Consider the following 18,213-nt stretch of genomic DNA (forward strand, 5'->3'; position numbering starts at 1 on the left):
GAAGTTGTCGCTGTGAGGCGGGCACATCGAGTGCCGACCGGCGCAGCGGCTGGTGTGACAGCAGTGACCGCGCGGCAGAACGGTCGCTCGGTGGCCGGTTACCCTTGTCGCGGTGGCGTGGCAGAGCGGCCTAATGCACTCGCCTTGAAAGCGAGAGACGGCTAAAACCGTCCGGGGGTTCAAATCCCTCCGCCACCGCTGCCTGCGTCAGTAACATACGACGATGGTTCGGATGGTCCGCACCGCTTGCCGGTGATGTCGTAGCGGGCCGGGGCGTCGCAGCATGCAGTCGATCGGCGTCTGGTGGCGTCAACCCGACCACTACGACTGGCTCTCGGAATACCTTGCCGCGCGGGGTCTGAAGCCGTTCGTCCGCTGCCTGCTGGTCGTCATTCTCACGACGTTGGCCGCCGCGACATTACTGATGCTGGCCAGTCCGTCGGGTCCGCGCACCCAGCTCGCGCGGGCCGTCGCGGTGGCGGTCATCGTGTGCATGGTGGCGATGGCGTTGGTGTGGCTGTTGCGCTGGCCGACGCGGCGCCAATCAGAAATCTTCTCGATCACCGGCGCAGTCGGCATTGCGCTGATCTGCGTCGTCGAAAGCGATTCCCGCTCGGGCATGCTGGGGTGCGCCGCGTTCGGCGGCCTCGCCGGTTATGTCGCGTTCTTTCACTCCGCCCGCCTGTTGGTCGTCACGTTGGCGACCGGGCTGGGCACCGCGGCGGTGTGTGCGGCCCGGATCGCGGCGGCCGGGGATCCGTCCATGGCGACGGCCAAGATGCTGGTGCTCAGCGCCGGAATCCTGGCCGTTCCGGTGTGCGGGCAGGTGCTGGTGCATTGGCTGTCCGTGGACGCGTTGAAGTCTTCGACCGACCCGCTCACCGGCTTACGCAACCGGCGGGGCTTCTATCGGTCGGCGTCGAAGATGGTCGCCGCCGAGGGCCGGTCGCTGTGTCTTCGCGTCCTGATGGTCGACCTCGACAACTTCAAGCGCATCAACGACACCCACGGCCACGCCGAAGGCGATCGAATTCTGGTTGCCGTCGCTGACACCCTGCGCAGAATCGGGAGCGCCGGAACCGTCGTCGCCCGGGTCGGCGGGGAAGAATTTTTGGTGGCCGAAACCACCGTCGACAAGAACATATTGCGGACGGCCGAGGCGGTGCGAGCGGCCATAGCCGGCGCCCCATGGGGTGTGACGGCCAGCCTCGGCGTCAGCAGCATCCAATTGCCGCGGGCGGACCAGTCTCCTCGGCAGGTCATCGAACGCCTCGTCGAGGCCGCCGATACGGCGATGTACGTGGCCAAACGCGCCGGCGGCAACCAGGTCCGCCATGCCGCGTTGCCCCTGCCGCTGCGCCGCTGAGAACCAAGCGTCAGTGCAGCGTCGGGGCGTATCGCAGCACCGCCGCGACCCCGTCGGCCGGTGCGATCCGCTCGTCGGTGCGCACCAGCGCCGACCCCACCGAGATCGCGAACAGCGGCAGCGCCTCGTCGGCGCGCAGCGTCTTGTCCGGCGCCGCGCCTTGTTCGGACAGCACGTCCGCGTTAGGGGCGACGGTGGTCAAACTCTCGTCGGCAACCACGGTGGCATCGCCGATATCGCCGACGATCAACGTGTCCACCGCTCCTTGGCGTAGCGCCGAGCACACCGCGCCGAGCCCCTCGGCGGCCAGTCCGGAATCCCGGCCGACCTCCGCGCTGAACCGTTGGGCCGCATCGTCGAGCACCGCCAATTGGCGCTTGGCCAAGGCGGATTCGATGGCGTCCTGCACTTCGTCGAAGTCGTGCCCGCTGTGGCGCGCACCGACTTGCAGTTCCTCGGTCCGCTGACTGACCCGTTCGGGCAATTCGGCCAGCAGATCAGCGCGCGAGCGCACCTCGCCCACCACGAACACCACGTCGGCCTCGGTCTTGTCGACGAGTTCGGTGACGCGGTCGGCGACCGCCCGCATGTTCTTGCGGGCCGCTTCGTCGGTGCGCAACTGCGGGTCGCCGTAGCCGGCGTTCTCGGCGCCGGCGGCCTTGTGTACCGGATAGCCGCCTCCGTCAACGGTTTCCGAGCTCAATTTGCCGTTGTTGTGAACGGTGATGTCGGCGCCCGCGTGGTCGACGATCGCCAGGACGTAATTCGTCTGCGCCTGGCCGACTTCCAGGATGGGCACCAGATAGGGCAGCTCGGACACCCGAACAATCGTCGCGGCAGGCGGGCGCACCAGATGCTCGTTGATGAGTACCCCCGCCGAGCTGGCGACCACCGCGCGTCCGCTGCGGCCGACCGGCGGCCGCAAATCCGTTACCGCGCGCTCGATTTCCGCGATCACCGATTCCTCGGCGCCCTGCTGCGCGAGCTCGTCGCGCACCGCGCGCCACTTGAGCGCCAGTTGCTCCTCGGCGTCGTGCGTGTCGTGCGAGTCGTCGAAGTAAACCGACGCAAACGGTCCGGGGGCGTCCAGGAGCGGGCGGAAGCGTTGGGAATCCATGCCTAGTTGGTTGCCCGACGAGTCGGGGCACAAACCCTAGTAGGTGCGATCACCTTCGCTGCTGTCGAAGAAGCGCCAGTCGCCCTCCGCCTCGACTTCCATGCGCCAGCCGAGCTCGTTGCCCTCGACCGCTTCGTCGGCGAACCACGCGTGCGCCTTGTCGGCGCTTTCGATCTCTTTGGTGGCGACGACTTCGCCTTTGGGGTTGAGCACTCGGTAAGTAGCCATAACTCCCTATTACCCGCGTGCGAGCCACCAATCACTCAAACTGGCGGGATCGTCGCGGTGATCGTGTTCATCAGGGCGCCGTAGCGGCCGGCCTCGGGATCGCGGCCCGGCTTGCCGCTGCTGATTACCGCGGCGGCCAGCTCGCGTTGCGGATCGGCCCACACCGCGATGTTGACCAGCCCCAGGTGACCGAACGCGGCGGGGGCGTTGCGCCCGAACGGTCCGAACCTGTTGGACCCCAGCATGTATCCGGTGCCCCAGCGCAGCGGCACCAGGCCGGTCGCGAAGTCGGGCCGCAACCGCCGGGCCTCCTTCACTGCGCCGCGCAACGTCTCGGGGCTCATCACCCGGACTCCGTCGAGTTCGCCGCCGCGGCGCAGGATTTCCATGAACCGGGACAGCTCGTTGGCCGTCGACACGGTGTTGGACGACGGGATGATGGTGCGCAGGAACAGCGGCTCGTTGGTGAGCGGAATCACCTCGTGAATGGTCCCGCCGATGGCCTTGCGGAAGATCTGAGCGATGACCGGCGGCAGGGTGCGTCCGGTGGCGTGACTCGGGGCGACCAGCGGCAGGTCTTGCTTGGAGACGCCGAAGTTGGTCCAGCGGAAGCCCAGCGGGTCCAGGATTTCGGTGGCGAGGATTTCGCGGATCTCTTTGCCGGTGGCCCGCCAGATGAGCTCGCGCATCAGTGGCCCCCAGGTCAGGGCGTGGTAGATGTGCACCAACCCGGGCCGGTAGATGGGCCGCAGTTCGCCGAGCTTCTCCAAGGCGTAGTCGTGATCGTCGGCGCGGGTGACATCGGGCCGGCGCCCCGGCGGAAAGGGCACCCCGGCGCTGTGGGTCATCACGTGCCGGATGGTGATGCGGTCTTTGCCGTGGCTGGTGAAGGTGGGGATGTACTCGCAGACGCGGTCGTCGAGGGAGAACGCGCCGCGTTCGACCAGCATGTGCACCACGGTCGAGGTGATGGCCTTGGCCGACGAATAGGCGCAGAACGGGGTGTCGGTGGTGACGGGAATCTTCTCGGCGTCGGGCGCATCGGTGGGGGCGTTGCCCCAGCCGTGTCCGATGGCGCGGTTGAGGACGACTTTCCCGTTGCGCCGCAGGCACACCTGGATCGCCGGGTGCATGCCCGCCTGATACCAGTGCCGGGCGGCCTGCCAGATTCGGTCGACGGCAGCGCGGTCGATCTCGGAGTGGTCTTCTGCTCCGATCGCCGTGACGGCGTCGAGGTCGGCCGGGACGCGGATTCTGCAGTCGGGGGTAGAGGTAGCCACCCCGCGAGGGTACGTGGCGCTTCTTGCGTGGTGCGTTATTCGCCGGTGAACTGCGGCGGGCGCTTGGCGAACGTCGCCGAGATGCCCTCGGTCAGGTCCTTGGACGGCAAAAACGCCGCGTTCCAGGCCGCGACGTAGCGCAGGCTTTCGGAGACCGCGGAGATCCGCTGCTGGTCCAAGACGTCTTTGATGCCGTGCACGGTCAGCGGCGGGTTGGCGGCGATTTCGGCGGCGGTGGCGTGCGCGGCGGCCAGGGCGGCTTCGGCGTCGTCGTAGACGTCGTTGACCAGACCGATCTTCTCGGCGCGTGCGGCGTCGATGTCCTTGCCGGTCAGCGCGAGTTCGCGCAGGTGTCCGTCGTTGAGTATCAGCGGCAGCCGGGCGAGGCTGCCGACGTCGGCGACGATGGCCAGTTTGACCTCACGCACGGAGAACTTAGCGTCGGCGCTGGCGTAGCGGATGTCGACCGCCGAGATCAGGTCGACGCCGCCGCCGATGCACCAGCCGTGCACCGAGGCGATGGTCGGCGTGCGGCAGTCGGCGACGGCGCTGATCGCGCCCTGCATGCGCTTGACCTCGCGATGGAACACCGCGCGCGGGCCGGCCAGCGCATCGCCGGACAACAGCGGGGTGAACGAGCCACCCATGGCCGGCACGTCCAGGCCGTAGCTGAAGTTGCGGCCGGATCCGGTGAGCACGATAGCGCGCACCTCGGGGTCGTCGTCGAGCGCGGCGAACAGCTCGGGCATTTCCGACCAGAACGCCGGGCCCATCGCGTTGCCCTTGCCGGGCCCGATCAGCGTCACCTGCGCGACCTGGTCTTTGACCTCGACGGTGACGGATTCGTATGTGTTGCCCATATCGAGACCGTAGCGTGGCGAACATGCCTCACGACTTGCGACCCGGACCCGATTCTCCGCCCACCGACGAGTTGCGCAGCGCCGAATTGAGCTTGGGAATCCTCGAGGAAGTGGTGAAGACCATTTCCCGGGACGACCTGTCCCGGCAGACGCCGTGCACCGAGTACGACGTGGCCGCGCTGACCAACCATGTGCTGAACTCCATTACGGCCATCGGCGGCACCGTCGATGCGGACTTCCCGCCGCACGACCAGAACGACTCGGTGGAGCGGCAGCTCATCATGCGGGCCCGCCCGGCGCTGGACGCCTGGCACCAACACGGCCTGGACGGCAGCGTCAAGTTGGGTGACGGGGAGATGCCCGCGAAGGTCGCCGTGGCCGTCTTCTCGATCGAATTCCTGGTGCACGCCTGGGATTACGCGGTCGCCATGGGCCGCGACGTCGAAGTCCCCGATTCGCTGGCCGAATACGTGTTGGGGCTGGCCCGCAAGATCATCAAGCCCGAGCAACGCGGTGTGGCCGGGTTCGACGACCCGGTCGACGTGCCGGAGGACGCGCGCGGCCTGGACCGACTGGTCGCCTTCACCGGACGCAACCCGGCGCAGTAGCCGCCCGCCCCGGCGACGGCCCCGCCGCCTGCCCCGCCGAGTGTGCGGCTGGCCGCACACCGAGGCGCGACTGCGCGGCTAGCCGCACACTCGCGATCGACCGCGGCGTCTACACCCGCTCGAGGTAGAAGTAGAAGTACCGCCCGTCGTGCACCACGCCTTTGCCGTTCATGATGCCCATCACCGCGTCGTCGTCGATGGTCTTGAAATGGTCGTGCACGGGCTGGCCGTCGTACACCATGGTCGCGGTCACCTCGCCGCGGAACTCCTCCAACCACAGGCTGGCTTCACCCTTGCCCATCGCCACGTTGGAGAACTTGTTGCCGTCGTCGTCCAGGCAGACCAGCGGCTGCACGTCGGTGATCGAGCCGAACGTCTTGCCGAACCAGCGGGCCTTCTCCAGTTGACCGTTCATCTTGTGACCGGTGACGAACTCCCCGCCCTGCCATTCGCCGAGCATGCCGTCGAGGGTCGCGGGCTTCAGTTCGGCCCAGTACTCGTCGAGTTCGGCATCGGGAATGGCGCCGCTGCGTTCCTTGAACTCGGTGAACTTCTTGCGGGCCACACTCACGGTGCTCTCCTTCATTCGGCGTGGGTTATCCAGCTGCGGGCGAAGCGCAGCAGCGCGTCGTTTTCATCCGGCGCGCCGATGGTGACACGGACCCCGTCGCTGCCATACGGGCGGACGACAATGCGGGCGGCGGCGGCCTGCTCGACGAAGTCCTGGGTGCGCGCTCCCAACGGCAGCCACACGAAATTGGCCTGCGACGGCGGCAGTGCGAACCCCGCCGCGGCCAACTCCGCACTCACTCGGGCGCGCTCGGCCACCACCGCGTCAGTGCGGGCCAACAGTTCGTCGGCGACCTCGAGCGAGGCGATGGCCGCGGCTTGCGAGACGCTGGTCGCGGTGAAGGGCACATAGACCTGGTCCAGCGCGGTGATGACGTCCGGATGGCCGACCGCATAGCCCACCCGCAGGCCGGCCAACCCGTAGGCCTTCGAAAAGGTCCGCAGCACAACGACGTTGCTGTAGGTGCGCACCAGGCCCAGGCTGTCCGGTTGCATGCCGTCGCGGATGTACTCGACGTAGGCCTCGTCGATGGCGATCAGGATGTGCGGCGGCACGGACGCGACGAAGCGGGCCAACTCGTCGGGGTCGACGACGGTCGACGTCGGGTTGTTGGGATTGCAGACGAAGATCAGCCGGGTGCGGTCGGTGACGGCGGCCAGCATCGCGTAGAGGTCGAAGGTGTGGTCGGTCAGCGGCACGCGCACCGGTGTGGCGCCGGCGACCTGGACCAGCGGCGGATACAGCTCGAAACTGCGCCACCCGAACACCGCCTCGTCGCCCGCCGAGCAGGTGATTTGCACCAGTTGCTGGCACAGGCTGACCGACCCGCAACCGACGGCGATGTGTTCGGCGGCGAAGTCGGGGCCGACGTGGGCGGCCAGCGCCGCCTTGAGCTGCACGCAACCGTTGTCCGGGTAGCGGTTGACCACGTCGGTGGCGTGTTCGATGGCCGCGCGGACACTGGGCAGCGGGCCGAACACCGTCTCGTTGCTGGCGAGTTTCATGGCTCCGGGAACGGTTTTGCCGGGCACATAAACGGGCAGCCCGGCCAGCTCGGGCCGCAGGCGGGCGGTCACGTCGACAGCATATGTGGCGGCTGTGTACGCTGAGCCTCCGGCGGCCCCGGGGTTTTCGGGGTCGGGTACCCTCAGGAAGTTCATGGAGGCGTGCCAGAGCGGCCGAATGGGGCTCACTGCTAATGAGTTGTCCCCCTCAAAGGGGACCGGAGGTTCAAATCCTCTCGCCTCCGCTGCGCCCTTCCGAGGGCACAACTAAAGACCGGCGCCCGTAGCTCAACGGATAGAGCATCTGACTACGGATCAGAAGGTTAGGGGTTCGAATCCCTTCGGGCGCGCTCTGTTTCCGGCGAATTCGCCGCTACGTAAAACCATCGCCCGGCGCGCCGCCGGAAGCTGCTCCGCTCGTGCAGGACGTCGGTGCGACCGGCGAACTCGAATGTGGCCACGAACTCCACCTCGCCGTAATCGTCGTCCGCGCCGCCTGCGACGGTGTCGAGCACCCGCAAACCGCGCCAGCTGATACCCGGATCGACCGTGACATCGCTCGGCCGGGTGCGGGGGTGCCAGGTCCGGAACAGGTAATCCGCGTCACCGCGGGCGAAGGCCGAATACCGCGCGCGCATCAGTTCCTGGGCCGTCCGGGCCTGCCGTTCGCCGTGGTGCAACGGTCCGCAGCATTCGAGATAGCCGGCCGCGCTGCCGCATGGACACTCCGGCCGCAAATGTTGAGTCACCAGCACAAGTTTGCGGCTCTGACGTCTCAACGCACCCCATTAATACCTCCGACGCCGACTGGACATTTAGTATCCGACTGGTGTTCATCGGCGAGGTGCGACGAGCGCAGCTCGCTGCTGCGTCGACCCGCTCCTGGGCGGTGGTCCTCGTCGCCGTCGTGGTCCTGGCGCTGGTTGGGTTGCAGCTCGCCGCGGCCAGCGCCGGGTTCCAAGGTCCGCTGCACAGCCTGCTCAGCGACTATGTCGCGACCCCGAAGTCGGCGACGGTGCCGTGGGTAGGCCTGGGCATCGCCATGGTCGGTTTCACCAACCGAGCCCGCGTCTGGGCCCTGTCCGTGGCCGCGGGGCTCGACATCGCCTTCGCCGCGGAACGGGTGACTCGCGGCGGTGTACTGACCGTCGGCAACGGACCGCTGATCGTGCTGACCGCGTTGTGTCTGGTGGCCTGGCGGCGGCTGACCGGATCCGAGCGCGCCACCGCGTTCGGCGCGATCGCGCTCGGCTTCCTGGTCATCATCGCCACCAAAGTCGGTGACACCTGGCTGCGCATTACCGCGAACGCGCGTCCGATGATCCTGGACGAATACGCCTTAGTGGCCGATCACGCGCTGGCCCAACCGTCTTGGATGATGGGCCGGCTGGTCGAAGCGGGCGGCCCGGCTCTGCATGCGATGTTGCACTGGGTCTACATCGAGTTACCTGCCGCTGCGATGGTGGTCGCCCTGTTCCAACTCCGCAACGTCACCAGCCACGGTTGGCCGCGGCACTATCTGGTGCGGACCTTCCTGCTGCTCGGTCTGATCGGGCCGGTGATCTACCTGTTGTTCCCGGTGGTCGGGCCCGACTTCGCGTTCGGCAGCGCCGGTCGGGGATTTCAAGTCGGCGACTACTGGCCGCACGCGCTGCCGCCGGTCGACTTGACGCCCAGACCGGTCAGATTCGACGACACCACCGCACGCAACTGCATGCCGTCGATGCACACGGCCTGGGCCTTGGCGGTTTTCCTGCATTCCCGGGGCGCGAGGCAATGGCTGCGGATCGCCGGCACCGTCTGGCTGGTCTGCACCATCGCCGCGACGCTGGGCTTCGGCTATCACTATGGCGTCGACCTGTTGGCGGGTGCGGCGCTGTGCCTGACCGCCGAAGCCGTGCTGCGCGAATCGGTGCGCGGCGGAACGTGGGCGCGGATCGGCATCGTCGCGTTCGGCGCGACGTTCCTGACCTCGGTACTAGTGTGCTGCCGCTACCTGGCACCGGAGATGGCGCGCCGCCCTTGGTTTTTCGGCGTGCTGATCATCGGCGCCATGACCGCGTTGTGCGTCGCTTTCTCGGTGACGTTCTTCCCCCGGCCCGTCGCGCCCGGGGTGGCGCCCGGAACCCTGTCGGTGCGCAGCAGTTTGGCCGCGGCGGCCTTGGCCGGACCGGCGCCGGTGCCGAACGAGGCGCCCTAGCTCAGGGCCGCGACTCAATCAGGGTCAGTGCCCGCTCGAAAAGGTGCACCGTGGCCGCGTGCAGTTGATCGCCGACCGCTTTCTCGGCCTTGCCCGCACACGCCCGGGCCAGCGTCCCCTCGATCACGATCCCCAGCTTGAAGCAGGCCAGCACCGTGTACCAGGTCATGTGCGACAGGTCGCGGGTGGTGTTCTGCGCGTACCGCTGCAACAGCTCGTCGGTGCTGGCCAATCCGTCCATGCCGCCGAGGGCATGGCTGAACACGCTGGATCCGTCGGGCTGGCGCCAGGTGGCCAACAACCAACCCAAGTCGAGCAGCGGGTCGCCGATGGTGCACATCTCCCAGTCACAGATCGCCACGACTTCGGGTCCGGTGCGGGAGAACATGACATTGGCGGCGTGGTAGTCGCCGTGCATGATGCCCGGTGCCCAGTTCGACGGTTGGTTCTGCGTCAGCCACGCCGACACTTCGTCCACTCCCGGGATCTGCGGGCCGGGGTAGTTCTCGTACTCCGAATATGAGGCCAGCTCCGAAAGCCACCGCGGCACTTGCCGTTGCAAGAAGCCCTCGGGTTTGCCGAAATCAGCCAATCCGACCGCGACGTGGTCGACGGCGCCGAGTTTGGCCAGCGCGTCGGCCATCGACAGCCCCATGCCGTGGCGAACGCCGGCATCGCCGGCGTGCAGCGGCGGTAGGCCCTCGCCAGCGTTGAAGCCGTCGATCGGCTCCATCAGATAGAACACCGCGTCGCCGAGAACCGCCGGATCCTCGCAAGTAGCGATCAACGGTGGATGCGGGACGTCGGTGCCGGCCAGCGCGGCAAGCACTTTGGTTTCCCGCAGGATCACCAAGTTGCTGCGCGGACGCAGGTGCCGCGGTCCGCGGCGCAGGACATACGACGTGCCCGACCGGGTGAACCTCAACATGACGTTCTGCGTCCCACCGGTCACCGGGCGCACGTCCTCTAGTGGTCCGTCTCCCAGTCCCTGTTCGGACATCCACCGCGCTACCGCATCCAGGTCCACGCGCCCGAACCTACTCCGCGGCCGTGTTCACCTTTCGGCCGCGAGTGGAACCTGGTCGTCAATCTAAGCCGGGAATCTGACGGTGTGGTTCCATTCGCGGGCCACCACGATGGCTTGCGAAGCTGTAGACCCTCTGGGAGTAAACCCGAGTGGGCACCCTGGGCGCTCGGCGGCTGGAAGAATAGTTTGCGAAACTCACTTTCGCCGCAGGAAGGAACGCGATGGCGCGCACCGACAACGACACCTGGGACATCACCCAAAGCGTGGGATCGACGGCCCTGGGCGTGGCAGCGGCCCGCGCCGCCGAAACCGAAAGCGCCAATCCGCTGATCAACGACCCGTTCGCGCGGGTCTTCCTCGACGCGGCGGGTGAAGGCATGTGGAGCATCTACGCCGATCCCGCGCTGATGGCCAAGGCCGCCGAGATCGATCCCCAGGTGCGGACCCGAGCCCAACTGCTGGTCGACTTCATGGCCACGCGCACAGCGTTCTTCGACGAGTATTTCCGGCAAGCGGCCGACGCCGGCGTGCGGCAAGTGGTGATCTTGGCGTCTGGGCTGGACGCCCGCGCTTGGCGGCTGCCGTGGCCCGACGGGACGGTCGTCTACGAATTGGACCAACCCAAGGTGCTCGAATTCAAGAACTCGACCTTGGAGCGGCACGGCGCCACCCCGAAGGCGCGATTGGTCAACATTGCGGTCGACCTGCGCCAAGATTGGCCGAAGGCGTTGCAAGACGCGGGATTCGATCCGACCCAGCCGGCGGCCTGGTCAGCCGAGGGGCTGGTGCGTTACCTGCCCGCCCAGGCGCAGGACCTACTGTTCGAGCGAGTGCTTGCGCTCAGTGCCCCGGGCAGCTGGCTGGCATCCAACGTGCCGGCCCAGGGTTTCATCGAGCCGGGCCTGGTGCAGCGTCAGCGCGAGGAGATGCAGCGGATGCGGACCGTCGCCGCGCAGCTGGTGAACTCGGACATGCCGGCGGTGGAAGACCTTTGGTACGCCGAAGAGCGCACCGCGTTGCCCGAGTGGTTGCGGGAGCAAGGTTGGGAGGCGTCGGCGTTGACGTTCCCGGAGTTGATGGCGCGCTATAACCGGACCGTTCCGTCCGGCAACGAAGACTCGATGCCGCCGACGTTGTTCGTCTCTGCGCGGCGGCCTTGAGCGCTCGAAAACCACCCTGCAAACGCTAAAAAACGCTAGCGTCAATTCCTCCAACAACGGCTCACTGCACACGCGTGGCGAGGGAGGACGGCGATGTCGTATTTGGTGGCGGTCCCAGAATCGGTTGCGGCAGCGGCGACGGATCTGGCGGGTGTCGGCTCCGCTTTGACTTCAGCCAACCTGCTGGCCACTGCGCCGACCACGCAGCTGCTGTCGGCCGGCGCCGACGAAGTATCTGCCGTCGTGGCATCGTTTTTCGCTGATTACGCTCGCGAGTACCAGGCACTGAGCGTTCGCGCGGCGGCCTTCCACGAGCAATTCGTCCAGGCGCTAACCGGTGCCAGCAATTTCTATGCCACCGCCGAAGCGGCCAACGCCTCACCGCTGCAGGTGCTGCAGCAAGAGGTGCTGGACGTCATCAACGCGCCCACCCGAACGTTGCTGGGCCGGCCATTGATCGGCGACGGAGCGAATGGAACGGCGGCCAACCCGAACGGCACCGCAGGTGGCCTGCTGTTCGGTAACGGCGGTAACGGCTTCTCGCAGACCACCGTCGGCGCGGTCGGAGGTGCGGGCGGTGCGGCGGGGTTGATTGGCAACGGTGGCGCGGGCGGCGCGGGAGGTGCCGGCGCAGCGGGCGGTGCGGGCGGCCACGGCGGTTGGCTCACCGGCAATGGTGGCGTAGGCGGCGCCGGCGGGGCGGCTTTGCCGGGGGTTCCTGGCTTCAATGGCGCAAACGGCGGCGCTGGAGGTGCCGGCGGAGCGGCCGGATTGTGGGGCGTCGGCGGAGCAGGTGGAACTGGTGGCGCGGGTGGCGCCGCGGGCGGCGAATATACCGATGCCGCGGGAAACAACTACTACGGAACACTCGCCGGTAATGGCGGACGGGGAGGCAACGGCGGCACCGGCGGTCTTCTCTACGGACCCGCTGGTGGGGGCGGCCAGGGCGGTGTCGGTGGCGACGGAAACGGCGTCCAATCCGGCTATTCCGGTGGCGCTGGCGGCGCCGGCGGTACTGGCGGGGCCGCAGGACTGTTCGGCGACGGCGGAGCCGGCGGCGCCGGCGGCTCGGGCGGGGCAGCCGGACAGCTGACCGGTGGAAACGGTGGATCCGGTGGCGATGGCGGCCATGGCGGTCTCATCTACGGCAATGCTGGTTACGGCGGACACGGCGGTGCGGGCGTCGGTGCGCTTCTCGATCTGAACAACGGCGTATCTACCGGCATATTCGGCAGCGCGGGTGGCGCGGGTGGCGCCGGTGGCGGCGCAGGGCTATTCGGCAACGGAGGTGCCGGCGGTGCGGGTGGCGCCCGCGGGTACAGCGGCGCCGACCCTGGGTTGGGTATTGCCGGTGTTGGAGGCGCCGGCGGCGCTGGTGGTGCTGGTGGCCACGGTGGCTGGCTATCCGGTAATGCCGGGGTAGGCGGACAGGGAGGCGCCGGAGGAGCCGGCAGGTTCATCGACGCGAATAACAACGTCTTCCTGAGCTTTCAAGGCGGCGCCGGTGGCGCCGGTGGTGCCGGTGGCGCGGCAGGATTGTTCGGTACCGGTGCGACCGGCGGCGCCGGGGGTGAGGGAGGAGCCAGCGGACTGGCCAGTGGCGGCGTTGGCGGTGCCGGTGGCGCCGGTGGCGCCGGTGGGCTGTTAGTCGGCACTGGTGGCACCGGTGGGCAAGGTGGACTCGGTGGCGGTGGGGTAGCGGACGCGTCCGGAGTCGCCGGTACCGGTGCAGCGGGCGGTGAAGGTGGTGCCGGCGGCGTCAGCGGATGGCTCTATGGCAACGGGGGTGCAGGGGGCGAGGGCGGCGATGGTGGAGCAACCGGCGTCGGCGGTCAAAGCAACGACGGCACCTCTGGCGGCAACGGGGGTAACGGCGGCAACGGAGGCGCAGCTCGGTTGGTCGGGGCTGGCGGTGCGGGCGGTGCCGGAGGCAACGGGGGGGCTGGTGGTCCGCAAGGCGGCAATCCAGGACTCGACGGAGTGGGCGGGATCGGCGGCGCTGGCGGGTTGTTGTTCGGCAACGACGGCGCATCGGGTGCGCCTTAACGCTCTGGCGCGCAACGCCTTCAGCTCGACGGCTGGAGACCCTCCACGTCCTTCTTGATCGCCGCGATAGCGTCCACCGGCGTCAGATTCTGACCGGTGCCGTTCTGCCCGAGCTGCGGCCAGCCGGCGCCGTCGGGCCCACGCAGCTGATCCCAGATCTCGCGGACCTTGGTCAGCAGTTCGGCCTGCTCGTCGTCGGTGAGCGCCATCAACCATCCTCCGTTCGTCGTGATGCCGCACGCGGCGGCGAATTGTTGCGGTGTCAAGCCGTCGGCCGAGTTCATGTCGCAGGGGCCAAACGGCGGACATCCTTGCGGCAGGTTGGGGCTGTAACCCTGACCGTCGGTGTATTGGTGAGCGACTTGCCCGGGCAGGCTGGGATTGGATCCGTAACCCGCCGCGATGACCCGCAACCCCGGCGGGCGCACCCGCCACATGTTGAAGAAGTCATAACTGTTGGCATAACCAATGATTCGCGCCGCCGATCCGGCGTAATCGGCCAGGCTCCAGTACAGCTGGTTGATCCAGCTCGACCCATCGCCGGGCGGGTTACCACCGGATTCCACATCGAGCATCAACGCCACCCGGGGGTGCAAGCCACCCGCCGAGTCGATCATCGAACACACGGTGTCGGCGGTGGCCGACCAGTTCGGGCGGACGTAGGTATACACAATCCCGAACGTCAGCCGGCCACTGTCCAATGCGGCACGCATCCAGCGGTAATTCGCCGCGAAATTGTGGTCTCGATAGGTGCCGTCGCTGACACGTATCGAGAGCACTTGGTACGGATATGAGTCATCCACCGGCACTTGATATTCGGAGACATCAGCGAACAACGTGTCGGGCACGGTCGACTCAAACCTCCTTCACCGCAATGCTTGTCGGCTCATGTTACAGACGGGTCCTCGGCGAGTACTGTCGCCCTATGCGCGATCGACCCGCCCGAGTCGCCGACGTGCATCGACTCGCCGCATCCATGCCTCATGTCAAGCGCATCGAAGGTCCAAAGGGCAACGCGATCTACCAGGTGGGCGGCAAGTCATTCGTGTTCTTCCGCACCCCGCAGCCCGATGCCACCGATCCGGTCACCGGCGAACGCTACCCCGACGTCATCATGCTGTGGGTGGAGTCCGAAAGCGACAAGCTGGCGCTCGTGCAGGACCCAGCGTCACCGTTCTTCACCACTCCACACTTCGACGGCCACCCCTCAGTCTTGGTGCGCGCCAGCCGATTGGCGGAGATCCAGCTCAGTGAACTGACCGAGTTGATCCAGGACGCGTGGCTGTCACGGGCCTCCCCGCGGCGCGCCGCCGCTTGGCTTGCCGAACGCCATTCATAGCCGGGACACAACAACCTACTACAAACGGTCGCAATTGCGGTTGTCCAAGGTTTAGACATAGGTACAACGGGTATCTCCGCAGCTACGGGCTAATTGAACACGACGGAGGTCACCATGGTGCGCGGTCGCGGAATCCTCGGTGCGATTGTTCTGGTATGGCTGCTTATTGGCGTAATCGCAGCGTGGCAGCGCGACTACTTCAAAGGGCAGGAAACTAGTTGTGCCTCAGCGGGAACCGTTGCGGTCACGGTCATCGCAGGGCCGCTCAACTACTTGGGTGTTAATCCCAAAGTAAAGGACTGCCATATACCGCAGCCCAGTGCAATGCAAATTGACCGTATCCCCTCAATGTAAAGGAGACCGCCGTGATTGTCCTCGGTGCAATCTTACTCATCCTCGGATTTGTCTTCAGCATTCATGTATTGACCGTTCTTGGTGTCGTTCTACTCGTCATCGGTGCGGTGATGTGGGCGCTGGGCTCGATGGGCCGCCCGGTAGCCGGCCGGCGCTACTGGTATTAAGAGCCCACCCGAACGAGTCGCGTGACCGGCGGCGGTCACGCGACTCGCTGTTTCACAGCCTCCGCATAGGAATGCCATAGCGCCACCCCAGACCTGGTGCGGATACTAGAACGCGTGGCGGCTCCCCGAACTCCTTCTGAACGAGTAGTGATGTGCCGCGCCGACGGTGAGCCGGTATCCGTGCTGGTGGTCGACGACGAGCCCGTTCTGGCCGAGATGGTCTCGATGGCATTGCGGTACGAAGGCTGGAATATCGCCACCGCCGGCGACGGCGCCGCGGCCATCGCGGCCGCACGTACCCAGCGTCCCGACGTCGTTGTCCTCGACGTCATGTTGCCCGACATGAGTGGGCTGGACGTCCTGCAGAAGCTCCGCAAAGAAAACCCCCGGCTGCCGGTCCTGCTGTTGACCGCCAAAGACGCGGTCGAAGACCGCATCGCTGGATTGACCGCTGGCGGCGACGATTACGTCACCAAGCCCTTCAGCCTCGAAGAGGTGGTGCTGCGACTGCGCGCACTGTTGCGGCGCACCGGTGTGACGACCGTCGACAGCGGCGCCCAGCTGGTGGTCGGTGACCTAGTGCTCGACGAAGACAGCCATGAGGTCACCCGCGCCGGAGAACCAATCTCGTTGACCTCCACCGAGTTCGAGTTATTGAGATTCATGATGCGCAACTCCAAGCGGGTGCTCAGCAAGGCGCAGATCTTGGACCGCGTATGGAGCTATGACTTCGGCGGTCGATCCAACATCGTCGAGCTGTACATCTCCTACCTGCGCAAGAAGATCGACAACGGTCGCGAACCCATGATCCATACGCTGCGCGGCGCAGGCTATGTCCTCAAGCCCGCCCGCTAGGACGCGGCGAGCCTGGTCGCTGCGACTGCGGCTGCTGGTCGGGCAGGTCGTGGTGCTCGCCATCGTGTGTCTGGGCATCACGGCGGTGACGGAGTTGGCGCTGCGCCACCACCTGGTGGCCCAGCTCGACGGCCAACTCAGCGGGACGTCGTATCGTTCCGCGCTGCTCTACCCCGACCAGCCTCGCCGGCACGAATCCCGTTTTCCCCGAACCGGTCCGGGTCCACGCTTCCTGGACGCACCCGGCCAGCCGGCGGGCATGGTGGCAGCCGTGGTCAGCAACGGCAAGACGGTGGACGCCGGTTATTTGACCAGCACCGGTTCGCGCGCCGCGTTGACCCCCACCGCGCAGGCTCAGCTGGAAGAGATCGCCGGCAACCGCACCCCGGTGACGCTGAATCTCGATGGCTTGGGCAGATATCGCGTCGTGGCCGCCCCCAGCCGAAACCGGGCCGACGTCATCGTCACCGGTCTGTCAATGGCCAACATCGACGCCACGGTCTTCCGCACGCTGATCATCTTCGGCATTGTCACCGTCGTCGCGCTGGCCGCTGCCACCACCGCCGGGATACTGATCATCAGACAGGCGCTGGCGCCGTTGCGCCGGGTCGCGCAAACCGCGACCAAAGTGGTCGAGCTGCCGTTGGACAGGGGTGAAGTCGAACTACCGGTGCGCGTGTCGGAGGCCGACGCCAACCCGAATACCGAAGTGGGACAACTAGGCTCGGCCCTCAACCGGATGCTGGACCACATCGCCGCGGCGTTGTCGACGCGTCAGGCCAGTGAGACTCGGGTGCGCCAGTTCGTCGCCGACGCCAGCCACGAACTGCGCACGCCGCTGGCGGCCATCCGCGGCTACACCGAGCTTGCGCAACGCATGGGCAAGGACGGCGGTGACACCCAAGCCGTCGAGCACGCCATGGGGCGGGTGGCGTCGGAAACGGAACGAATCACTCGATTGGTCGAAGACCTGCTGCTGCTGGCCCGACTGGACTCCGGGCGCCCCTTGGAACGCGAGCCGGTCGACCTGTCGCGGCTGGCCGTTGACGCGGTCAGCGACGCCCACGTCGCCGGGCCGGATCACCAGTGGGAGCTCGACCTACCGCCGGAACCCGTCGTCGTCACCGGCGACGCCGCACGGCTGCATCAAGTGGTGACCAACCTGCTGGCCAACGCCCGCGTCCATACCGGCGCCGGAACGGTCGTCACTACAAGGCTCACCGCCGAGCCAACCGAAACCGTGCTGCAGGTGATCGACAACGGTCCCGGGATTCCTCCGGAGCTGCAGTCGGAGGTGTTCGAACGGTTCGCGCGCGGAGACACCTCACGGTCCCGCAAGGGCGGCAGCACCGGACTGGGTCTAGCGATCGTCTCCGCCGTCGTCAAGGCGCACAACGGGACCATCACGGTTCACAGTGCGCCCGGTCGCACCGAGTTCGCGGTGCGGTTGCCGTCGAACGGATGGCAACCGCCCGCGTCCTCGGCCAGTTAGCTACGCGCAGGTGACGTCGATCTCGAACGGCTTGTTGACCGGTTGCGTCGGGTTAGCCATATCCAAGCCGGTCGCCGTGCCGGAGATCTTGTAGCTATTGCCGTTCTTGGAGGCCTCGGCCTTGCCCTGGCCGGTACCGGAGGTGTAGCCGAGCGACACGCCGTTGACGTTGCCCAGTGCCACCGACTTCACATCGGGCGGACTGCCGTCGGAAAGCACCGCACCGATGCCGGTCGCTGAACCACCGATCGCGATGTTGACCGTGCCGCCCACCGTTTGGCAGACCACGGAACCCGTGACGTGTTGGTCCTGGCCGTCGATGAGCACCTTCGGCCCGGAAGCGCCGCCGCCCCCGCCGGACCCCGACGTGGCACTGACGCTCGAACTTCCGCTACCACCCGTCGACGACTTACCGCCCGAACAACCCGAGAGGCCAGCGGCCAGAATGGTCGCCCCAGCAACCGCAATCGTCACTGCACGCTTCACCTATGCTCCTTTGCCCGTTGTAGCGACCCATTTGCAACAGGGATCGCCACGGC

The 18,213-nt window shown here is 66.9% G+C and carries 20 protein-coding genes and 3 tRNA genes; 13 read left to right on the forward strand and 10 right to left on the reverse strand.

Annotated elements, in window-relative coordinates:
* Window positions 1-111 precede the first annotated feature (111 nt).
* Both A9W95_RS01930 and A9W95_RS01935 read left to right on the forward strand, forming a co-directional pair.
* A tRNA-Ser gene (locus A9W95_RS01930) sits at window positions 112-198 on the forward strand.
* Between the two features lie 85 nt (window positions 199-283).
* Window positions 284-1,366 carry a GGDEF domain-containing protein gene (locus A9W95_RS01935; protein ID WP_067408966.1) on the forward strand — a complete coding sequence of 361 codons (1,083 nt, stop codon included), beginning with the start codon at window positions 284-286 and terminating at the stop codon, window positions 1,364-1,366.
* Window positions 1,367-1,376: 10 nt separating this feature from the next.
* On the opposite strand, the gene A9W95_RS01940 is transcribed toward A9W95_RS01935, so the two are convergent.
* From A9W95_RS01940 to A9W95_RS01955, 4 genes are read right to left on the reverse strand one after another with little or no spacing between them, the layout of a single operon-like run.
* Entirely contained in the window at window positions 1,377-2,483 is a 1,107-nt protein-coding gene (locus A9W95_RS01940) for a hypothetical protein (protein WP_067408967.1), read from the reverse strand.
* Window positions 2,484-2,519: 36 nt separating this feature from the next.
* Entirely contained in the window at window positions 2,520-2,711 is a 192-nt protein-coding gene (locus A9W95_RS01945; protein ID WP_067408968.1) for a hypothetical protein, read from the reverse strand.
* 35 nt (window positions 2,712-2,746) lie between these two features.
* Window positions 2,747-3,991, reverse strand: a complete 1,245-nt coding sequence (gene lipE / locus A9W95_RS01950; protein ID WP_067408969.1) for a lipase LipE — start codon at window positions 3,989-3,991, stop codon at window positions 2,747-2,749.
* A gap of 35 nt (window positions 3,992-4,026) precedes the next feature.
* Entirely contained in the window at window positions 4,027-4,851 is an 825-nt protein-coding gene (locus tag A9W95_RS01955) for a crotonase/enoyl-CoA hydratase family protein (RefSeq protein ID WP_067408970.1), read from the reverse strand.
* A 23-nt stretch (window positions 4,852-4,874) separates the two neighbouring features.
* Here A9W95_RS01955 and A9W95_RS01960 point away from each other — a divergent pair, with 23 nt between their 5' ends.
* The gene (locus A9W95_RS01960; RefSeq protein ID WP_067408971.1) at window positions 4,875-5,459 is read left to right on the forward strand and encodes a TIGR03086 family metal-binding protein; all 585 of its coding nucleotides are present in this window, start codon (window positions 4,875-4,877) and stop codon (window positions 5,457-5,459) included.
* Between the two features lie 109 nt (window positions 5,460-5,568).
* On the opposite strand, the gene A9W95_RS01965 is transcribed toward A9W95_RS01960, so the two are convergent.
* Window positions 5,569-6,030: a DUF4334 domain-containing protein gene (locus A9W95_RS01965; RefSeq protein ID WP_067408990.1), complete on the reverse strand. Its 462-nt coding sequence runs from the start codon at window positions 6,028-6,030 to the stop codon at window positions 5,569-5,571.
* 11 nt (window positions 6,031-6,041) lie between these two features.
* Window positions 6,042-7,106: a pyridoxal phosphate-dependent aminotransferase gene (locus tag A9W95_RS01970; RefSeq protein ID WP_067408972.1), complete on the reverse strand. Its 1,065-nt coding sequence runs from the start codon at window positions 7,104-7,106 to the stop codon at window positions 6,042-6,044.
* Between the two features lie 84 nt (window positions 7,107-7,190).
* Here A9W95_RS01970 and A9W95_RS01975 point away from each other — a divergent pair.
* A tRNA-Ser gene (locus tag A9W95_RS01975) sits at window positions 7,191-7,279 on the forward strand.
* 32 nt (window positions 7,280-7,311) lie between these two features.
* Window positions 7,312-7,384 (forward strand) — tRNA-Arg (locus A9W95_RS01980).
* On the opposite strand, the gene A9W95_RS01985 is transcribed toward A9W95_RS01980, so the two are convergent.
* Window positions 7,358-7,783 carry a YchJ family protein gene (locus A9W95_RS01985; RefSeq protein WP_253851529.1) on the reverse strand — a complete coding sequence of 142 codons (426 nt, stop codon included), beginning with the start codon at window positions 7,781-7,783 and terminating at the stop codon, window positions 7,358-7,360. The genes A9W95_RS01980 and A9W95_RS01985 overlap by 27 nt on opposite strands.
* A gap of 80 nt (window positions 7,784-7,863) precedes the next feature.
* Between A9W95_RS01985 and A9W95_RS01990 the strand changes: the two genes are divergently transcribed.
* Complete coding sequence (locus tag A9W95_RS01990) at window positions 7,864-9,234, forward strand: phosphatase PAP2 family protein (RefSeq protein ID WP_067408973.1); 1,371 nt, start codon at window positions 7,864-7,866, stop codon at window positions 9,232-9,234.
* Between the two features lies 1 nt (window position 9,235).
* Here A9W95_RS01990 and A9W95_RS01995 read toward each other — a convergent pair whose 3' ends face one another.
* Window positions 9,236-10,234 carry a phosphotransferase family protein gene (locus A9W95_RS01995; RefSeq protein ID WP_067408991.1) on the reverse strand — a complete coding sequence of 333 codons (999 nt, stop codon included), beginning with the start codon at window positions 10,232-10,234 and terminating at the stop codon, window positions 9,236-9,238.
* Window positions 10,235-10,482: 248 nt separating this feature from the next.
* Here A9W95_RS01995 and A9W95_RS02000 point away from each other — a divergent pair, with 248 nt between their 5' ends.
* Entirely contained in the window at window positions 10,483-11,421 is a 939-nt protein-coding gene (locus tag A9W95_RS02000; RefSeq protein ID WP_067408974.1) for a class I SAM-dependent methyltransferase, read from the forward strand.
* Between the two features lie 93 nt (window positions 11,422-11,514).
* Complete coding sequence (locus A9W95_RS02005) at window positions 11,515-13,467, forward strand: PE family protein (protein ID WP_067408975.1); 1,953 nt, start codon at window positions 11,515-11,517, stop codon at window positions 13,465-13,467.
* Between the two features lie 20 nt (window positions 13,468-13,487).
* Here the strand turns inward: A9W95_RS02005 and A9W95_RS02010 are convergent, their stop codons facing one another.
* Window positions 13,488-14,315: a hypothetical protein gene (locus tag A9W95_RS02010; protein ID WP_067408976.1), complete on the reverse strand. Its 828-nt coding sequence runs from the start codon at window positions 14,313-14,315 to the stop codon at window positions 13,488-13,490.
* Window positions 14,316-14,392: 77 nt separating this feature from the next.
* Here A9W95_RS02010 and A9W95_RS02015 point away from each other — a divergent pair, with 77 nt between their 5' ends.
* From A9W95_RS02015 to A9W95_RS02025, 5 genes are all read left to right on the forward strand, one after another.
* Window positions 14,393-14,806, forward strand: coding sequence for an MmcQ/YjbR family DNA-binding protein (locus tag A9W95_RS02015; protein ID WP_067408977.1), 414 nt, complete (start codon window positions 14,393-14,395; stop codon window positions 14,804-14,806).
* 114 nt (window positions 14,807-14,920) lie between these two features.
* The gene (locus A9W95_RS27605) at window positions 14,921-15,160 is read left to right on the forward strand and encodes a hypothetical protein (RefSeq protein ID WP_082982846.1); all 240 of its coding nucleotides are present in this window, start codon (window positions 14,921-14,923) and stop codon (window positions 15,158-15,160) included.
* Window positions 15,161-15,171: 11 nt separating this feature from the next.
* On the forward strand, window positions 15,172-15,327 hold the full coding sequence (locus A9W95_RS27610; RefSeq protein WP_253851530.1) for a DUF6131 family protein: 156 nt from the start codon (window positions 15,172-15,174) through the stop codon (window positions 15,325-15,327).
* A gap of 150 nt (window positions 15,328-15,477) precedes the next feature.
* The gene (tcrX, locus tag A9W95_RS02020; RefSeq protein ID WP_067408978.1) at window positions 15,478-16,182 is read left to right on the forward strand and encodes a two-component system response regulator TcrX; all 705 of its coding nucleotides are present in this window, start codon (window positions 15,478-15,480) and stop codon (window positions 16,180-16,182) included.
* Window positions 16,160-17,674: a cell wall metabolism sensor histidine kinase WalK gene (locus A9W95_RS02025; protein WP_067408979.1), complete on the forward strand. Its 1,515-nt coding sequence runs from the start codon at window positions 16,160-16,162 to the stop codon at window positions 17,672-17,674. The genes tcrX and A9W95_RS02025 overlap by 23 nt, the downstream gene beginning before the upstream one ends.
* Here A9W95_RS02025 and A9W95_RS02030 read toward each other — a convergent pair whose 3' ends face one another.
* A complete protein-coding gene (locus tag A9W95_RS02030) occupies window positions 17,675-18,160 on the reverse strand; it encodes a lipoprotein LpqH (protein WP_067408980.1) in 486 nt (161 codons plus the stop codon). It lies immediately after the preceding gene.
* Window positions 18,161-18,213: the final 53 nt, after the last annotated feature.

It is taken from the genome of Mycobacterium sp. 1423905.2 (genome assembly GCF_001673155.1).
GTDB lineage: Bacteria > Actinomycetota > Actinomycetes > Mycobacteriales > Mycobacteriaceae > Mycobacterium.

Coding starts and splice junctions, on each gene's coding strand:
- A9W95_RS02000 (WP_067408974.1), top strand. CDS start 10,483: ATGGCGCGCACCGACAACGACACCTGGGACATCACCCAAAGCGTGGGA.
- A9W95_RS01935 (WP_067408966.1), top strand. CDS start 284: ATGCAGTCGATCGGCGTCTGGTGGCGTCAACCCGACCACTACGACTGG.
- A9W95_RS01940 (WP_067408967.1), bottom strand. CDS start 2,483: ATGGATTCCCAACGCTTCCGCCCGCTCCTGGACGCCCCCGGACCGTTT.
- A9W95_RS02005 (WP_067408975.1), top strand. CDS start 11,515: ATGTCGTATTTGGTGGCGGTCCCAGAATCGGTTGCGGCAGCGGCGACG.
- A9W95_RS01955 (WP_067408970.1), bottom strand. CDS start 4,851: ATGGGCAACACATACGAATCCGTCACCGTCGAGGTCAAAGACCAGGTC.
- A9W95_RS01960 (WP_067408971.1), top strand. CDS start 4,875: ATGCCTCACGACTTGCGACCCGGACCCGATTCTCCGCCCACCGACGAG.
- A9W95_RS01995 (WP_067408991.1), bottom strand. CDS start 10,234: ATGTCCGAACAGGGACTGGGAGACGGACCACTAGAGGACGTGCGCCCG.
- A9W95_RS02025 (WP_067408979.1), top strand. CDS start 16,160: ATGTCCTCAAGCCCGCCCGCTAGGACGCGGCGAGCCTGGTCGCTGCGA.
- A9W95_RS02015 (WP_067408977.1), top strand. CDS start 14,393: ATGCGCGATCGACCCGCCCGAGTCGCCGACGTGCATCGACTCGCCGCA.
- tcrX (WP_067408978.1), top strand. CDS start 15,478: ATGTGCCGCGCCGACGGTGAGCCGGTATCCGTGCTGGTGGTCGACGAC.
- A9W95_RS27605 (WP_082982846.1), top strand. CDS start 14,921: ATGGTGCGCGGTCGCGGAATCCTCGGTGCGATTGTTCTGGTATGGCTG.
- A9W95_RS01945 (WP_067408968.1), bottom strand. CDS start 2,711: ATGGCTACTTACCGAGTGCTCAACCCCAAAGGCGAAGTCGTCGCCACC.